Source organism: Pseudoalteromonas sp. PS1M3, assembly GCF_016865405.1.
GTDB classification, from domain to species: Bacteria; Pseudomonadota; Gammaproteobacteria; order Enterobacterales; family Alteromonadaceae; genus Pseudoalteromonas; species Pseudoalteromonas marina.
In genome coordinates this window covers 1-15,646 of sequence record NZ_AP022625.1, presented here as the reverse complement: position 1 = coordinate 15,646, position 15,646 = coordinate 1, and the positions used below count along the sequence as shown (strand labels likewise).

Annotated in this window: 12 protein-coding genes and 1 pseudogene; 3 read left to right on the top strand and 10 right to left on the bottom strand. The window is 40.6% G+C overall.

Annotated elements, in window-relative coordinates; all coding sequences use genetic code 11:
• Positions 1-243 precede the first annotated feature (243 nt).
• The 3 genes from PS1M3_RS16870 to nhaR all read right to left on the bottom strand — a co-directional run bounded on the left by PS1M3_RS16870 (position 244) and on the right by nhaR (position 3,690).
• Positions 244-1,284 (bottom strand): methionine synthase, encoded by a 1,041-nt coding sequence (locus PS1M3_RS16870; RefSeq protein WP_203987656.1) that lies wholly within the window; start codon positions 1,282-1,284, stop codon positions 244-246.
• A gap of 31 nt (positions 1,285-1,315) precedes the next feature.
• Positions 1,316-2,290 carry a DUF1852 domain-containing protein gene (locus tag PS1M3_RS16865; RefSeq protein ID WP_203987655.1) on the bottom strand — a complete coding sequence of 325 codons (975 nt, stop codon included), beginning with the start codon at positions 2,288-2,290 and terminating at the stop codon, positions 1,316-1,318.
• 506 nt (positions 2,291-2,796) lie between these two features.
• Positions 2,797-3,690: a transcriptional activator NhaR gene (gene nhaR / locus PS1M3_RS16860; protein ID WP_203987654.1), complete on the bottom strand. Its 894-nt coding sequence runs from the start codon at positions 3,688-3,690 to the stop codon at positions 2,797-2,799.
• 109 nt (positions 3,691-3,799) lie between these two features.
• Between nhaR and PS1M3_RS16855 the strand changes: the two genes are divergently transcribed.
• Entirely contained in the window at positions 3,800-4,111 is a 312-nt protein-coding gene (locus PS1M3_RS16855; protein ID WP_006793253.1) for a hypothetical protein, read from the top strand.
• A 225-nt stretch (positions 4,112-4,336) separates the two neighbouring features.
• On the opposite strand, the gene PS1M3_RS16850 is transcribed toward PS1M3_RS16855, so the two are convergent.
• Positions 4,337-6,673, bottom strand: a complete 2,337-nt coding sequence (locus PS1M3_RS16850; RefSeq protein WP_203987653.1) for a S9 family peptidase — start codon at positions 6,671-6,673, stop codon at positions 4,337-4,339.
• 134 nt (positions 6,674-6,807) lie between these two features.
• Positions 6,808-7,695, bottom strand: a complete 888-nt coding sequence (locus tag PS1M3_RS16845; protein ID WP_203987652.1) for a LysR family transcriptional regulator — start codon at positions 7,693-7,695, stop codon at positions 6,808-6,810.
• A gap of 104 nt (positions 7,696-7,799) precedes the next feature.
• Here PS1M3_RS16845 and PS1M3_RS16840 point away from each other — a divergent pair, with 104 nt between their 5' ends.
• Complete coding sequence (locus tag PS1M3_RS16840) at positions 7,800-8,663, top strand: MBL fold metallo-hydrolase (RefSeq protein ID WP_239104508.1); 864 nt, start codon at positions 7,800-7,802, stop codon at positions 8,661-8,663.
• 72 nt (positions 8,664-8,735) lie between these two features.
• On the opposite strand, the gene PS1M3_RS16835 is transcribed toward PS1M3_RS16840, so the two are convergent.
• The 3 genes from PS1M3_RS16835 to PS1M3_RS16825 all read right to left on the bottom strand — a co-directional run bounded on the left by PS1M3_RS16835 (position 8,736) and on the right by PS1M3_RS16825 (position 10,770).
• Entirely contained in the window at positions 8,736-9,536 is an 801-nt protein-coding gene (locus PS1M3_RS16835) for a class III extradiol ring-cleavage dioxygenase (protein ID WP_203987650.1), read from the bottom strand.
• Between the two features lie 91 nt (positions 9,537-9,627).
• Positions 9,628-10,272: a thiopurine S-methyltransferase gene (tmpT, locus tag PS1M3_RS16830; RefSeq protein WP_203987649.1), complete on the bottom strand. Its 645-nt coding sequence runs from the start codon at positions 10,270-10,272 to the stop codon at positions 9,628-9,630.
• A gap of 9 nt (positions 10,273-10,281) precedes the next feature.
• Positions 10,282-10,770 (bottom strand): DUF2938 domain-containing protein, encoded by a 489-nt coding sequence (locus PS1M3_RS16825; protein ID WP_138740720.1) that lies wholly within the window; start codon positions 10,768-10,770, stop codon positions 10,282-10,284.
• Between the two features lie 98 nt (positions 10,771-10,868).
• Here PS1M3_RS16825 and PS1M3_RS16820 point away from each other — a divergent pair, with 98 nt between their 5' ends.
• The gene (locus PS1M3_RS16820; RefSeq protein ID WP_178957080.1) at positions 10,869-11,759 is read left to right on the top strand and encodes a LysR family transcriptional regulator; all 891 of its coding nucleotides are present in this window, start codon (positions 10,869-10,871) and stop codon (positions 11,757-11,759) included.
• On the opposite strand, the pseudogene PS1M3_RS16815 reads toward PS1M3_RS16820, so the two are convergent.
• Positions 11,756-12,333, bottom strand: a pseudogene (locus PS1M3_RS16815) (DJ-1/PfpI family protein). The gene PS1M3_RS16820 and the pseudogene PS1M3_RS16815 sit on opposite strands and share 4 nt — an antisense overlap.
• 112 nt (positions 12,334-12,445) lie before the next feature.
• The gene (locus PS1M3_RS16810) at positions 12,446-15,646 is read right to left on the bottom strand and encodes a glycoside hydrolase family 2 TIM barrel-domain containing protein (RefSeq protein ID WP_203987646.1); all 3,201 of its coding nucleotides are present in this window, start codon (positions 15,644-15,646) and stop codon (positions 12,446-12,448) included.

Here is a 15,646-nt window from a genome sequence, read left to right as displayed (position 1 = left end):
TGCCGTTCTCTGTAAATGGGGTACTTTCCACTCAATAATTAATACCTAGCGGCTCGGTTAAGTTTATTTAATTACGCTAGATTTTGTTGCACTCAACCCGATCAATATTCAACAAACTTAAAACCTTTGACCTTTTGCCTTGAACCTTGCATTTCAACTGTAAACCCCCGTTACATTTTGATTAAAAAAGCCACACCTAAATATTTGTTAATGGGTGGCTTTTTAATATAGGCGCAAATAAAATTAAGCTACACTCGCTGCTAATAGCTCGTTACGTACTAGCTCTGCGCCTTTGCTTAGGGCGTTGAGTTTGCCGTTTGCGATATCACGCGGCAGAGGGGCCATGCCGCAGTTGGTGCAGGGGTAGAGTTTATCGGCATCTACATATTTAAGTGCTTCGCGTAGGGTTTTTGCCACCTCTTCAGGGGTTTCTATAGTATTGGTGGCTACATCGATTGCGCCCACCATTATTTTTTTACCACGCACCAACTCGAGTAGCTCTATGGGTACATGTGAGTTTTGGCATTCTAGCGAAATAATATCTATATTCGATTTTTGCAGCTTAGGGAATACTTCTTCGTATTGTCGCCACTCGGTGCCGAGGGTTTTCTTCCAATCGGTGTTGGCCTTAATCCCGTAGCCATAACAAATATGCACGGCGGTTTCGCATTTTAACCCTTTTATAGCTCGCTCTAGGCAAGCTATGCCCCAGTCGTTTACTTCATCAAAAAACACGTTAAAAGCGGGTTCATCAAATTGGATTATATCAACCCCTGCGGCTTCTAGCTCTTTGGCTTCTTGGTTGAGTATTTTAGCAAATTCCCACGCTAGTTTTTCACGGCTTTTATAGTGATCGTCATACAGGGTGTCGATCATGGTCATTGGCCCTGGCAATGCCCATTTAATTGGTTGGCTTGTTTGCTGGCGTAAAAACTTGGCGTCTTCAACAAATACCGATTTAGTGCGAGACACAGGGCCAACCACTGTGGGTACGCTGGCATCGTAACGGTCGCGAATTTTAACCGTTTTACGGTTTTCAAAATCAACGCCATTTAAGTGCTCAATAAAGGTGGTTACAAAGTGCTGACGAGTTTGTTCGCCATCGCTGACTATATCTACGCCTGCGGTTTGCTGTTCGTGCAGAGCAATTCGCAGGGCGTCGTGTTTGCCATCAACCAGCTCATTGCCTTGTAATTTCCACGGTGACCATAAGGTTTCGGGCTCAGCAAGCCATGACGGTTTTGGCAAGCTGCCTGCTGATGATGTGGGTAATAGTTTTTTCATAATAAATGCTGCCTTTAATTTTGTTGTGTGATTAAGCGATACTTGCTGAGAACTGCTGCAGCACTGACTGATAAGGCTTAATAAAGTGCTGCTCGGTAAATTTGCCTTGCTCAACCGCTAATTGACCTCGCTCTGCGCGGTCATACACAATTTGCGTTAATGAATGGTCGTCATTTTTTAAATTCGGTTTATAACGGCTACCAGCGGCGGCATTGGCGTTATAAATTTCTGGACGATAAATTTTTTGAAACGTTTCCATAGTGCTAATAGTGCTAATTAGTTCAAGGTTGCTGTAGTCGTTAAGTAAGTCACCAAAAAAGTAAAACGCTAACGGTGCAACGCTGCTTGGTGGCATAAAGTAGCGCACTTGTAAGCCCATTTTTTTAAAGTATTGCTCTGTTAACGACGACTCATTAGGCTGATACTCTACACCTAAAATAGGGTGTAAATTTTCGGTCTGCTGATAGGTTTTGTTATCAGACACGCTTAAACAAATAACCGGTGGCTTTTTAAAGTGCTGCTTATAGGTAGTTGAGTTTACAAAGCATTTAAACAACTTGCCGTGTAAGTCACCAAAGTTATCGGGAATACTAAATTGCGGTTTACTTTTGTTATGCTCAAGCAATAACACGCTAAAGTCGTAGTCGCGCACATACGATGAAAAGTTATTTCCAACCATGCCTTCAATTCGCTCGTTGGTTTGGCGGTCAATAATATTGGTTTTTAATACCTCAATTGACGGAAATGCCTGGCCACTGCCTGCAATGTCTAAATCAACCGAAATGATTTTGAGCTCAACCTCGTAACGATCCCTTTGTGGGTTATCCCAACTGGCCAGTGTATTAAAACGATTGTTGATCATTTTTAGGGTATTACGCAGGTTTTGTTGGCGGCTTTCGCCCCTTGCTAAATTAGCAAAGTTGGTTGTAACACGTGTGTTGTTTGAAGGGTGGTAGTTTTCATCCAAGTTAGTGCTTTTAATAGTAAATGTAAGATCAGTGCTCATAGCCGTATCCTTTCAATTTGAGTGGTTACTGCTTTTATTAACTGGTTGTTAAACCGACATAACGGTTAAGCAGTAGTGATGCTTTGCAGAGTTAATGAATTTATACGCGGTATGCAGCATGAAGAAAAACGGGTTTATTTCAGGTAAAACATGAGACAGATTCACGCTTGAGTGAATTCATTAAGTTAGTAATATTGATTAGTTGCAGATGAGGGGTAAAACTCAACTTAGACGTCTAGATTTCTATTTGATAAAGTAAGCTATGCAGTTTATTCATATAAAACCTGAATAATATTCAATGCTTTTAGAACGTGCTTATCGTTTGTACTAGTAGGTCTGCTATTTAATAAAGTCTAATCAATTTAATAACTTAAAAGTCACACCCCACGTTAAAAATTTAATATAAAGCTAAATGAGGAAATGTTTATTTTTTAAATACAATTTAGTATTTAAAAATAAGGCCTTAATTAAATACATTGATAACCACGTGACGAGTAGCGCTAAGCTTACGTTGTTTGAGCATGCTTTATAAATTCATCGTAAATACTGTCTTTAATAAGCCTGTCGGGCGTAAAAGCATAATAATGCTGATAAACATTATCAATTGTACCAATATAATTAACGTCGTAGTGACGCTCTACTTCGGCTCTTACCAAAATAGGCGCAGGGAATATGCCAAACCCTTGTTCACCTAACGACTTCATTAATGCGCTGTCGTCAACATGGCCAGCTATTGTCATTTCAATCTTGTGTTCTTGCAGCCAATAATACATAGCACGCGCAACGGGGCTTTCTTTTGCAGGCAGCACTAAAGGTTTGTTATTTAAAGATTGCGGAAACTGTTTATGTAACTGCGAATGCCATGTTTTGTTTCCAAAAAGAGCGATTTGGCTTTTGCCTATTTCATGGCAAAACGCCTTAAACGATAAAGTGGTATCGAGCGGTTTATCGGCTAACACTAAATCAAGCTTATGAATCGCCATTTGTGCAAGCAACTCATCTTGTTGGCCATCAATACAGTGTAAGTTTGTAATACGCTCGTTATTAATTAAAGGCGCTAGCCACTTTGACACCAGTGATTTGGGCAACACATCTGAAATACCGACCTTTAACGTTCGTGAATAGTGCGTGGTATCACCTTGCGTGGTTTCTAGCCATTCATGGGCAATAGCAAACATATCATTGGTATACTGCTGGGTTACATGGCCAAATTCCGTTAACTGTAGGCCTCGCCCTTGGCGAACAAACAATGGTTTTCCTAGTCGTTGCTCTAAGTTAGTAATTTGTGAGCTGACCGTTTGCGGCGTTAAATTAAGTATTTTACTGGCCGCTGCAATACTGCCGTGCTTACTTACTTGCCAAAAATAATATAAGTGATTGTAGTTGATGTTGGTAATCATTCGAAAATACCTGTTTTAAAGTAAGAAATAATCAGCTTTTTCCTTTGCCTCTAAGTTAGTAGATTACAGTCATGCCTGCAACATAGGTACTATTAAAAGGTGGAATTGCATGAAGCTAAAACTTACAGTTAAAAACAAGATAATTAACGCAAGTGAAAAGATGTCGCTTTTAAAGTTGATCAAAACACAATTGGCAAAACATGCTTTAAATATTCGCAAAGTTGAGATTCAAATAAATGATCTTTCGAGTGATCGCCACGGCACTTTACAGCAGTGCAAAATTAATATTCTTTTACCTGGGCTACCCAGTATTAATGTAAATACAAAAGGACGAAGTATGCTGCAAGCGATAAAGCGGGCACTTAAAAGTTTGCAGCACATTCTCGTTAATAAGTATCAACCTTCGCAACCAAGCTCTTAATATCGCACTTGTAGTAGCAAGGATGCTACTTTTTTAATGCCTCTCTAATTCTAAGCTATGTTTAGTATTAAACGATTCAATTATTACCTATTGAGCAGTATTTCCTTGTTAGGTTTTGTTGCAATCAACCCAACGAACGCTTTGTAAACCCTCGTTACACTTTAATTAAAAAAGCCGCACACTAATAATGAGTGTGCGGCTTTAGTATTTTACTTTTTAAAGCAGTTACTTGGTTAGTAAGTGCTTTTCAAAAAAGTCAGCCATCATAGTATGGTAATGCAAGGTAGTGCCTTTGCCTTCACGTAAGCTGTGTGAGCGGTTAGGGTATGAGAAAAACTCAAACTGTTTGTTGTGTTTAACGAGCTCGTCAATTAATCGCTCTGAACCTTGGTAATGCACGTTATCATCGCCTGTGCCATGAATAAGCAGTAGCTTACCAGTTAGGTTTTTAGCAAAGGTAATCGGCGAGGTGTTATCGTAACTCTCAGGATCGGTGTTTGGGTTGCCCGCATAACGCTCTTGGTAAATGGTGTCGTACAAACGAATGTCTGGCACGGGTGCTGAGGCAATGCCCACTTTAAATTTATCACCGTGGCGGAATAACAAGTTAAGGGTTGAACTACCGCCCCCAGAATGTCCCCATACGCCAACACGGTCGGTGTCTATTACACCCCAGCGTTTAGCCATAGCATCTAGGGCGTCTACTTGATCTTGCACGGTAATTGAGCCTATTTTTTTATAAATCGATTTGCGCCAATCGCGGCCTTTTGGTGCACGTGTGCCACGGTTATCAACCGATGCCACAATAAAGCCTTTTTGCGTTAACAGTGATTTATACAAGTAACTGTTACCTTCCCAGCGGTCTTGCACGGTTGAGCCCCATGGTTCGCCGTATACGTAAAAAACAATTGGGTATTTTTTACTTTTATCCATGTTTTCTGGGAACATAATATAGCCGTCAAGCTCGGTACCATCTTGCGCGTTTACTTTAAAGAACTCATGTTTTGGTAAGCTTTGCTCAGCAAGCTTTTGTTTGAGCTTTGTATTTTCAACTAAGGTTTTTACATTACTATGATCGCTCACTTTAATGATCTCTTTAGTCGGTGGCGTACCAAATTTTGAGTAAGTATGCATTGCCCATGAGGCATCTTTTGACATGTAGTAGCTGTTTGATCCCTCAAACTCAGCAGGTGTTACTCGTACCGGTTTGCTGCTGCCATCAAGCGGTGTGCTGTATAAATAACGCTGACCAGGATCGTTTGGCGAGGCAATAAAATACATCACGTTTTTATCTTCATTGATGGTAAGCATATCAATAATGTCGTAATCGCCTGGGGTTAGGTCGATAATAGTTTTGCCATCGCGCGATACACGGTAAAGATGACGCCAGCCGTCGCGTTCGCTATGCCAAATAAAAAACTCGCCGTCTTTTGACCAGTTTGCTTTATAAAACCATTCTATAAACGCATCGTCTTTGTCTTCTAAAATTTTAGTTAGTTGCTGCTTTTGCCAATCAAACAACCACACTTTGTTATGGCTTTGTGGGCGGTTTAAGTCTTGAATCATTAATTCATTACCAGTGCCTGCCCAGCTAATACGCGGAATATAACGGTCGCGGTTATCGCCTTCAAGCTCAGCCCAACGGGTTTGTTTGTCGCTAAGGCTTACCACACCAACACGTACGGCAGAGTTGGTTTCACCCGCTTTAGGATAAGGGAATTCTTTAAGGGTAGGGTACAGTTCGTCAGTGTTGTTGATCATAGTGAAAAATTTAACGTCACTGGTATCAAGCTGCCAATAGGCGATTGATTTGTTGTCGGGGCTCCAACGAAAACCATCGGCAATAGTAAATTCTTCTTCGTATACCCAATCAAAATTACCGTTAACAATGGTGGCACTGCCATCGGTTGTGAGCGCGGTTACATCGTGATTGCCAACCGCTTGCATATAAATATTGTTATCGCGTACATAAGCCACTTTTGAGCTATCTGGCGAGAACTTAGCAAACATTAACTTAGTTGGCTCAACGTCTTTACCACCTAATTGCTGTAATTGGTTTGTCTCAAGGTTAAGTAACCAAAAGTCGCCTCTGCTGCGCGAACGCCAAACTTGCTCGCTGTTGGTAAATACCATCAACCATTTACCGCCTTTTGACCACTGATAGCTTTCGATTGCAAATGGCTCGTCTGCGCCCTCTGGCAACAGCTTTTCAAACTCAACCAGTACTTTACGGCCTGTACCGTCAGCATTGTAAAATACAATGTCGTTACCTTTAACGCCGTGCTCTTTTTCGTCATCGGCGTTGTTATCATCTGCTTTTTCTTTTTCGCTTTCGCGCTCTTCAAGTACGGTGTAGCCAGTGCCATCGTCTAGCCATTTAAAGTAAGTGCTACGCTGGGTTTTAAATTCTTTATCTTTATAAATTTGCGCTAGGCTTAATGGATTATTCACGGTACTCATCGCTGCATTATTGTTGGTTGTTATGCTGGTACTTGAACATGCTTGCAAGCCTAAGCCCGCAACAATGGCCAGTGCCAAGCCCGATGTTTTGATCAGATTCATTGTTATTGTTCCTTGGGTCTGCTGACATTTATAGATTAAGGCGCTTATTACATTTACTGTAACAAAATAACCTACACAATATCAGCATGCTTAACGCACAAAGCTATGGTTTAAACCCAAACTTTTATAATTAATTACCATGCTGGATTTTTAAATTCATCACTGAGCGTGTCGATTAGTGCTCTTACTGTTGCCGATAAATGCTGACGAGAAGGGTAAAGCACATATATTTTCATTTGGTTTAATGTCCATGGCGCTAATACACGCTGCAAGCGACCATCAAGTATATATTGATTTGCCAAATACGTAGGCTGTACTGAAATACCACCACCGGCTATGGCTGCATGAAGTAATGTGGTGGCCTCGTTTGCACTTAAATTGCATTTAACATCAACAGATTGAAACTCATCCCCGTTGTGTAAATGCCAAATATATCGGTCGAAGTTTTTATAGCCTAAACACTGATGATCGCTTAACTGTTGTGGTGTCGTTATTGGCGGATAATCAGCAAGGTAGTCGGCTGAGGCCACTAATATAGATTCACACTCGGCAATAGGTTTACCTATTAACGAAGGATCAGGATTGGCTGCAATACGTATTGCCAAATCAACACGTTGCTCTATTAGATCTGTGGTTGAGTCTTCAAGATCTATGTCTATTTGCACGTTAGGGTGACGTTTCATAAAACGTGTAAATATAGGGGCTAATTGTGCAAAACCTAACGACATACTGGTCGCTACTCGTATTTTACCTGACAACTGTTGCTGGCTTTTAGTTTGTTCAACTAAACGGTTAGCCTGTGCTAACCATTGCTCTATTTCGGGTAAACAGGCCTCGCCGGCGGTGGTAAGCGTTACTTTACGGGTAGTGCGATGCAATAAGCGCGTATTTAACCAGGCCTCTGCCGACTCAATATGACGAGTAACCATAGGGCGTGACATTTCAAGCCGATCGGCAGTGGCAGTAAAACTGCCTGAGTAGGCAACATCCACAAAAACCTGCGCTGCGGTGAGTTTATCCATAGTATTTGCACGATTTATGAAACAATGATGCTAATTATTGGTTGTTTTTCTGAACATATCAAACCTTTATTATGCTCGCATTAGCAACCAATGATGAGAATACTATGAACCTACGCACTCTTTTACTAAGCACACTATTAGCCAGCAATATCGCTATTGCAGACGAAACCCCACTAACTCTTGATGTGTATAACGCTGACAGCAATAGCTTTCATGTTAATGCCACGCTGGTTTATGGCCGTACCGATGCAATTTTAATTGATACCGGATTTACCAAAGCAGATGCACTGCGCATTGCCGCCAAAGTAATTGACTCTGGTAAACAACTAAAAACTATTTTTATTAGCCAAGCCGATCCTGATTACTACTTTGGCGCTGAAGTGTTACAGCAGTTTTTTCCTGACGTAGAGATTATAACCACACCGGCAGTGCACCAAAAAATAGCAGCAAAGCTTAAAGGCAAACTTGCTTTTTGGACGCCAAAAATGGGTGAAAACGCACCTAAAAACCCCGTCGTACCTAAGATATTTAATGGTAATAGCTTAAAAATAGAAGGCCATACCATTGAAATTCGTGGTACAGAGGGTGAGCATAATCATCGTCCTTATTTATGGATACCTGATAATAAAGCTATTTTAGGAAATGTGGCTGTATACGCTAATGTTCATTTATGGATGGCCGATGCACAAACTCAAGCAGAGCAAAATGCATGGGCAAAGCAACTTAATGAAATGAAAGCACTCAACCCTGAAGTGGTGATCCCTGGCCATATGAAAGCAGGCACCCAATTAGATGCTGCAAATATCGATTTTTCAATCCAGTATTTAAAGGATTTTGCACACGCTAAGCAAAGTAGTGGTAGCAGTAAGCTGCTGATAGATAAAATGACCAACTCATACCCTGAGGCTGTATTACCTATGGCTCTTAGCATTGGTGCTAAAGTTCATAAAGGCGAAATGAAATGGTAATTGCCGCTTAACCGCTGCAATAAATGCAGAAGAACCAAAAAACACGCCTAGTAAAGTCTGGCGTGTTTTTTATTATTGCCACAGATACATACTGGCTCGCTTATTGGCAATATTTAATTCAAATACCTCAGTGCTTGAACACATAGCAGCGCCATAGCATACATGTAGTGGTAACAAGTGCTCTTCTCTGGGGTGATTAAAGCGTGCAGCTGGAGCTTGCTGCCATGCTAATAATTGCTGTTCACGCTGCTGCTCGGTTAATGTTTGATCTGCGATTGTGCTTACCAGCCAATTTTCAAATGCCTGATTTTGCTGATTAACATCGCTTGATTGGGTAACACCAAAAGCGCGCATATTATGGAAGGTAAAGCCTGAGCCTATAATTAATAAGTTATCGTAATCAATATGTTGCAACGCTTTACCAATTTCAACATGCAACAGCGGATCAAGACTTGGATGCAAGGATATTTGCACACAGGGAATATCGGCCTCTGGGTACATAATTTTTAACGGCACAAACATCCCGTGATCAAAACCACGCTGAGAATCGAGTTTTGAGTCAATATTACGTGTTGCGAGCGCTTGCTGTACTAAATTAGCAAGTTGCGGCTGGCCAGCACAAGGGTAAGTTAATTGATACGCCTGCTCAGGAAAACCGTAGTAATCGTAAATTAATTTAGGTGTTGCTGAGGCTGTGATTGCAATAGGGGTTGCTTCCCAATGTGCGCTGATCATTAAAATAGCGCTAGGCTTTTTGATTTTAGCAGCAACGGTTTGTAAACATTCCACCATATCTTTATGGCTTGGCTCTCCTAGCAGCGGTAATGGACCGCCGCCATGAGATAAAAAGAAAACATTTGCTGGTTGCGGCATACTTAACCCTTAATTGTTCGATGTGGTTATTATAATGCATGCTCAAATCACAATTAACTAGCCACAAAAATGCACAGCTAAAGTGCAAATTCTAAGAAGCTCTAGCAGTCATCAACCAAACCACAATACTGGCAGGGGTAACACCTTTAATACCTTGGTTTAATTTTTCGCAGCTGAGCATTTTTAAGCTGTACTGCTTTGCATAAATACTCTGTACCTCTGCCGCAGGCACACTGTATGGCGTGCCACTACGTTGAGATTGGTCGTAAATACAGGTGATCAATAATTGCGGTGCAGCATCACTTAGGCTAATCAAGTGTTGGGCATATTGACTGCGAATAGTGTAGGGTAGCGCGACTAAGGCACCGCGATCATATATTGCACCAACATGACCTAAATGCTCAACCGTTAAAGCAAACACATCACCGACCCAAATACAGATCCCCAGAGCCTGATACGCAGTAAGTAGACCATGTGTCGTTATTTTTGGCGTAAGTGCTAATTCATCAAACAGTTGTTGAACAGCAAGCTCACTAAGTTCTACACCCACAACTTGCATGCCCTTATTGAGCAAGTAGTGTATATCAACTGTTTTGCCACACAAAGGTACAAACACACGACTATCTAGCGGTAAATTTAAATTAGTAAAATAACGATCTAAACTCGGGTTTACATTATCGCTATGAAAGCCAACATCATTATTTTGCCAGCGCTTTAACCAATATTCTGCTTGCATAATAACCTCTCAAAAGAGTGACAGCGCTAATGCGCTTAGGTATAAACCCACACCAAACACTGCGTGCGATAAAATGCTTTTAATTCTAGCTGTGATTGGCTTTGATGTTTTAGCCGCAGCAATACCTAGCCCGAGAGCTGGTTGCATCAAAAAAAAAGGTATAACAACCGTTAGCACGCCAAAAAATAGAGCAGGCATTAAGCTTGGCGCTGTTAACCAATGATTTGGCAACAATAGTATAAATACCAATGCAAAAATAACCCCTATGAAGTAATGACTAAACCAACCAATTGCGCATTCATTAGGTTGTGCAGCGGTTTTACTAATAGCAAGGTGTTTCCACTTGCCGTAGCGCATTAAACATAGCCAGCGACCCACTATACAAAAATTTAAAGAGTTAATACCAAACTTACTAAGTAGTAGCGCCCATACATCAAGTAATGCCGTAGCACCTATACCAATAATTATGACCGCCAACCAATCAATTGTTGAAAACATAATGTCACCCTTTGCTGAAAACTTAAGCACTATGATATACACTTGCAAAAACGTTAAATACAAAGATTTAATCAAACTTAAATTGCAAAAGTGGAATCATGTTAGACGATATAGTGTTGTTTGTGCACATAGTTCAACAAGGGGGCCTGTCTCAAGCAGGCGAGTATTTATCGCTCCCTGCGGCAACCGTTACAAGGCGATTACAACGCCTAGAGTCTCGACTGGGCCAAAAGCTGCTGCACCGCTCTGCGCGCCAATTTACACTAACCCAACAGGGAGAGGTTTATTACCAAAGCTACGCAAGTTTAGTTGAGCAGTTTGAACAAACCAGTCATCACCTCAATCAACAAAAAGAGCAATTAAGCGGCAAACTTAAAGTGCTTGCGCCGCTTAATATTTGCCATGGCTTTTTAAAGTCAATGTGGTTGTCGTTTACTAAAGAGTATCCTGATATCCAATTGGAACTTGTTTTAAGCAATCAACTTGAAGACATAATTAAAAGCCAAGCCGACTTAGCATTAAGAATCGGCCCACAAGCGGATTCACTTTTGCAACAAAAAAAACTCGGACAAGCAGATTCGATTTTGGTGGCTACCCCAATTTATTTAACCAATGCACCAGTGCTCACAGAACCAAGCGACCTTAAACAACACCGCTTAATTGGCACGACACTAAGAAATAAATGGCCACTCACTCACATTACTTCACGCGCAAGCTATACACACATGTGTCGATTTAGCAGTATTTATAACGATACTGGCTTTGTTAAATACCAAGTGGCTGATCATCAAGGAGTAGGCTTATTACCTAGATTTGAAATTATAAACGAGTTGGCAACAGGAGAGTTTGTAAGGGCATTACCAAACTGGCAAAGCCATAATCGCGAAATCTTTGCTATTTGGCCAAGCGGTCGTTTACTTAGTAAAAAAGCGGTTTGTTTACGTGATTACATACATAATTTTATTCAGCAACAGTTACCAGGGAGTTAACCATTTTTATGCCATCGGTATTCCATTTGCTTTGCTGTATGCTCAGCGTGTGATGGGCTTATTAACTGCGCAACTAATGCCAAACTCATATCAACTCCCGCAGAAATACCACCAGAGGTAGTAAATTTACCTTGTGACACCCAACGCTTATTTGCAACTACGTTTAGGCTTGGGAACATAGCAGCAAGATCGGCTTGATCTTCCCGATGCGTAGTCACCGTTAAGCCATCGAGCTAACCCGCTTTGGCTAATAAAAAAGCCCCTGTACACACCGAAGCAACGTGATTTGCAGAATCAGCCGCTTTTTTTACCCAGCTAATTACTTGCGACTTACTTAGCTCACCAGTATGAACACCACCAACCACAATAAGCAAATCAATAACCGGATGATCGGCAAAACTGTAATGGGGGTTTACACTAAAACCCCTCGCGCATTGACAGGCTGATTATGTTGCGCGACTAAAAATATATTCCACTCGTTTTTAGCTAAACGTTTAGCAGTACTAAATACTTCAAATGGGCCTGAAAAGTCGAGCACTTCAGCATCATCATATATATAAATACCTATGTTCATTTAACGTTCCTTCTATTTCAAACGTTTAAATTAGCATGTTTTACATAAAAAAAGCCCACTATTTAAGGGGAAAAAGCGGGCTTAGGGTAGTCATTTAAAGCTTTATGTATAGCTATTTTTTAGCGTTTAACTTAACAGCTTCAATTTTATAGCTGTATTTGTAGTCTAACCATGGGAGCTCATATTCGTACAAGGGTTTACTACCCCACGAATCCGTTCCACCCACACCACGCTGCTTGTAATCTATATTTACAAAAATGTACGGGGCTTTGGTTAAATCTGATGGGTGCATATTGCGCCTATTAACTTGTTCAGTACTCTTATCGTAGTCGTGCATATCGTAGAAAGATGCATTAAAGCCAATTAAGGGATCGCCAGAGAACTTAACACCAATTCCTTTATCATCATAAAACGTAACGTACCGTACATCCGTTTTGTGACCGTTTTCTTGCGGGCGAACATACGGTACACGTAAAGAGTCAACGTCAGATTGATATAAGCCAACAAAAGCCGATGACTTACGATCGTCGTAGTTTTCGTGAGGCCCTCGGCCATACCACTGTACGTTTTTAAAGTTCTCGTTCACAACAAACTGCATACCTAATCTGGGTAAGGCTGAGTACGAATTATGAGGTGCAGCATAAAAGTAAACATCTACATCAACTACGCCATTGCCATTTATTGTGTATGTTGTGAAGTACCGACTTTCAACGTTATTTAATGTGTGCTCTGTTTCGACTTTGTATTGTGTTGAGGATACTTTTTTACTACTAAAACTAGTCAGTGTTGTATTTGATCCCGCGTGTTGCCACACAGCAAACGAGTCACCATATCCCTTTTGCGGTAAATCATTATCGGTAGGCGCACGCCAAAAGTTAGGCTGCACAGGTTGGTCTACACTATTGGCTAGTAATGGCTTTCTAAAGACATTAATTTCATTTAATAAGCCTGTTTTTTTGTTAAACGTAAATTGAGCGTTTTTAGTAGAAAAAGCTAAAGAATTTTCAGAATCCTTTACTTTTAACGAGGCTGATTTTGTATTATTAGTCAGTGCAAAGCCTGTTAATGCAAGTTGCTCTGACGCAACCACATGACCCGTTGGCAATGTATTTTTAGCGTTTTTGAGAACGGCTTGTACATTTAAAAAATATTCAATTCCTGCTTTTAGTTTTGTTTTAATTGGCAAACTAACACGCTGAGATGTTTGTGGTTTGGCATTAATACCAAGGTTAGCACCTTGCTCTACTTCAACACCGTTGGCCATTAGCTGCCATGACAAAGTAAAGTCAGACAGGTCGGCAAAAAACTGTTTGTTAATTACATTTATTTCGTAAGGTGCTTTGCTCGTTAACTCAAAGTCGATGTTTTGCTGTACTTGTTTAACCTCCCACAAATAAGGGTAGGGCGTTCTGTCGGCGTAAACTAACCCATTTGCAGCAAAACTTTTTGCGCTTACTGCAAATGGAGGCTCTAAGTCGCCACCATATGCCCAAAAAAGCTCACCTTTACTGTTTTTCATGGCAAAAGTTTGATCGACCCAATCCCAAATAAAACCACCTTGTAACTGTGAGTATTTTTCAAAGGCCTGCCAATATTCTTCAAGGTTACCTAACGAATTACCCATTGCGTGCTCGTATTCAATTAAAATCATGGGTCTTGATACATCATGCATTGTTTTAGCATAGCGAATAGCCGATTGGATTGGCGCATACATTTGACCGTATACGTCGGTGTGGCGCCTTAACTGTGCTTGTTCAGATACAACTGGAAACCCTGGGGCTTGACGCTTTAGCCAATCGTACGACGCCTCTAAATTAATACCATCGCCCGATTCATTACCCAGTGAGCGCATTACAACCGATGGATTATTTTTAGAACGGTGATACATGTTTGAAATGCGATCTATGTATGCATTTTGCCAACTAAGCTTATTTACCAAGTGTGCCGAGGGGTCGTACTTACCTTGGTTTGCGGCTCCCATTCCATGTGACTCAATATTAGCTTCGTCCATAACGTATAAGCCATATTTGTCTGCAAGGTGATAAATGTACGGATCTTGCGGGTAATGAGCCATTCGTATTGCATTAATATTAAAGGCCTTCATTAATGCAACATCTTTTTCCATAGACTCTTTAGAAACGACGTGCCCTGTTTCTGGGTCGTGCTCGTGTCTATTTACACCTTTAAATAAAACTGGTTTGCCGTTAACTAAAATATTACCATTTTTTAATTCACTGCTTCTAAAACCTATTGATTTCCCAATCCACTCAACAACCTTATCATTACTATTACGTAAGCCTATTTTTAATTTATAAAGGTTAGGAATTTCAGCACTCCAAGGCAGTACATCATTTACTTTAAACACTGTTTTTACTTGCGTACTTTGTTGTTTTTTTATTTTAGGAACTGACAATGTTTTAGTACTCATTACCTTATCGTTTGCGTCTAAAAGTGAAACGAGTAAGTCAAAGTTAGTTTGGGTTTGCTTAGTGTGGTTTTGTACTGTTGTGGTTAGCGTTAGTTCACCGTTTGTGTAATTGTCAATCAAAGTGGTATTAGCTTCAAAATCACTTATACGCACTTTTGGCGCTGCATATAAATATACATCGCGCTCAATACCACTCATACGCCACATGTCTTGGCATTCAAAGTAAGACCCTGTTGAGTAGCGGTAAACTTGTAATGCTAAAGTATTTTCACCTTTAGAAACGTATGGCGTAATATCAAATTCGGCGGCAGTTTTAGAATCTTCTGAATAACCAACTTGCTGACCATTTACATAAATATAGAACGCAGACTTTACCGCCCCAAAATGAATAAGGATTTGTTTCTTATTCCAGCTTTCGTCGATGTTAATTATTTTTCGGTATGAGCCAACAGGATTATAGTAACGCGGCAGCTCAATTTGCTCAGTATTAGGTATTAAACAGTAGTGAGAGTGATAAAAAGGAGAACCGTAACCATTTAGCTCCCAATTGGCAGGGACGGCTATTTCATCCCAGCTTGCGTCATTGAAGGTTACTTTTTCAAATCCATTTGGTTTTCTACTAGGCGAGTCAACCCAGTTAAACTTCCACTGCCCATTTAGTAATTTATAACTATCTAACTGCCAAGGCTCTAGTGTAAATGCGTTTTGCTCATTTGCTGTAGGATAATAGAACGCGCGGGGTGGGAGTTTATTTACTCTAAATATACTTGGATCCTGCCAAGCCTGAGCAACTTGCTGTTCTATTGCAATGCTTGGCAAGCTAGTTATTAATAAATAAAGTCCCCCAAAGCATAGAAGCTTTTTTAGATAACCTTTAAGCCGCAT

Bases quoted from the DNA above. Each gene is read 5' to 3' on its own strand.
- PS1M3_RS16870 (WP_203987656.1), bottom strand. From the start codon at position 1,284: ATGAAAAAACTATTACCCACATCATCAGCAGGCAGCTTGCCAAAACCG.
- PS1M3_RS16865 (WP_203987655.1), bottom strand. From the start codon at position 2,290: ATGAGCACTGATCTTACATTTACTATTAAAAGCACTAACTTGGATGAA.
- nhaR (WP_203987654.1), bottom strand. From the start codon at position 3,690: ATGATTACCAACATCAACTACAATCACTTATATTATTTTTGGCAAGTA.
- PS1M3_RS16855 (WP_006793253.1), top strand. From the start codon at position 3,800: ATGAAGCTAAAACTTACAGTTAAAAACAAGATAATTAACGCAAGTGAA.
- PS1M3_RS16850 (WP_203987653.1), bottom strand. From the start codon at position 6,673: ATGAATCTGATCAAAACATCGGGCTTGGCACTGGCCATTGTTGCGGGC.
- PS1M3_RS16845 (WP_203987652.1), bottom strand. From the start codon at position 7,695: ATGGATAAACTCACCGCAGCGCAGGTTTTTGTGGATGTTGCCTACTCA.
- PS1M3_RS16840 (WP_239104508.1), top strand. From the start codon at position 7,800: ATGAACCTACGCACTCTTTTACTAAGCACACTATTAGCCAGCAATATC.
- PS1M3_RS16835 (WP_203987650.1), bottom strand. From the start codon at position 9,536: ATGCCGCAACCAGCAAATGTTTTCTTTTTATCTCATGGCGGCGGTCCA.
- tmpT (WP_203987649.1), bottom strand. From the start codon at position 10,272: ATGCAAGCAGAATATTGGTTAAAGCGCTGGCAAAATAATGATGTTGGC.
- PS1M3_RS16825 (WP_138740720.1), bottom strand. From the start codon at position 10,770: ATGTTTTCAACAATTGATTGGTTGGCGGTCATAATTATTGGTATAGGT.
- PS1M3_RS16820 (WP_178957080.1), top strand. From the start codon at position 10,869: ATGTTAGACGATATAGTGTTGTTTGTGCACATAGTTCAACAAGGGGGC.
- PS1M3_RS16810 (WP_203987646.1), bottom strand. From the start codon at position 15,646: ATGCGGCTTAAAGGTTATCTAAAAAAGCTTCTATGCTTTGGGGGACTT.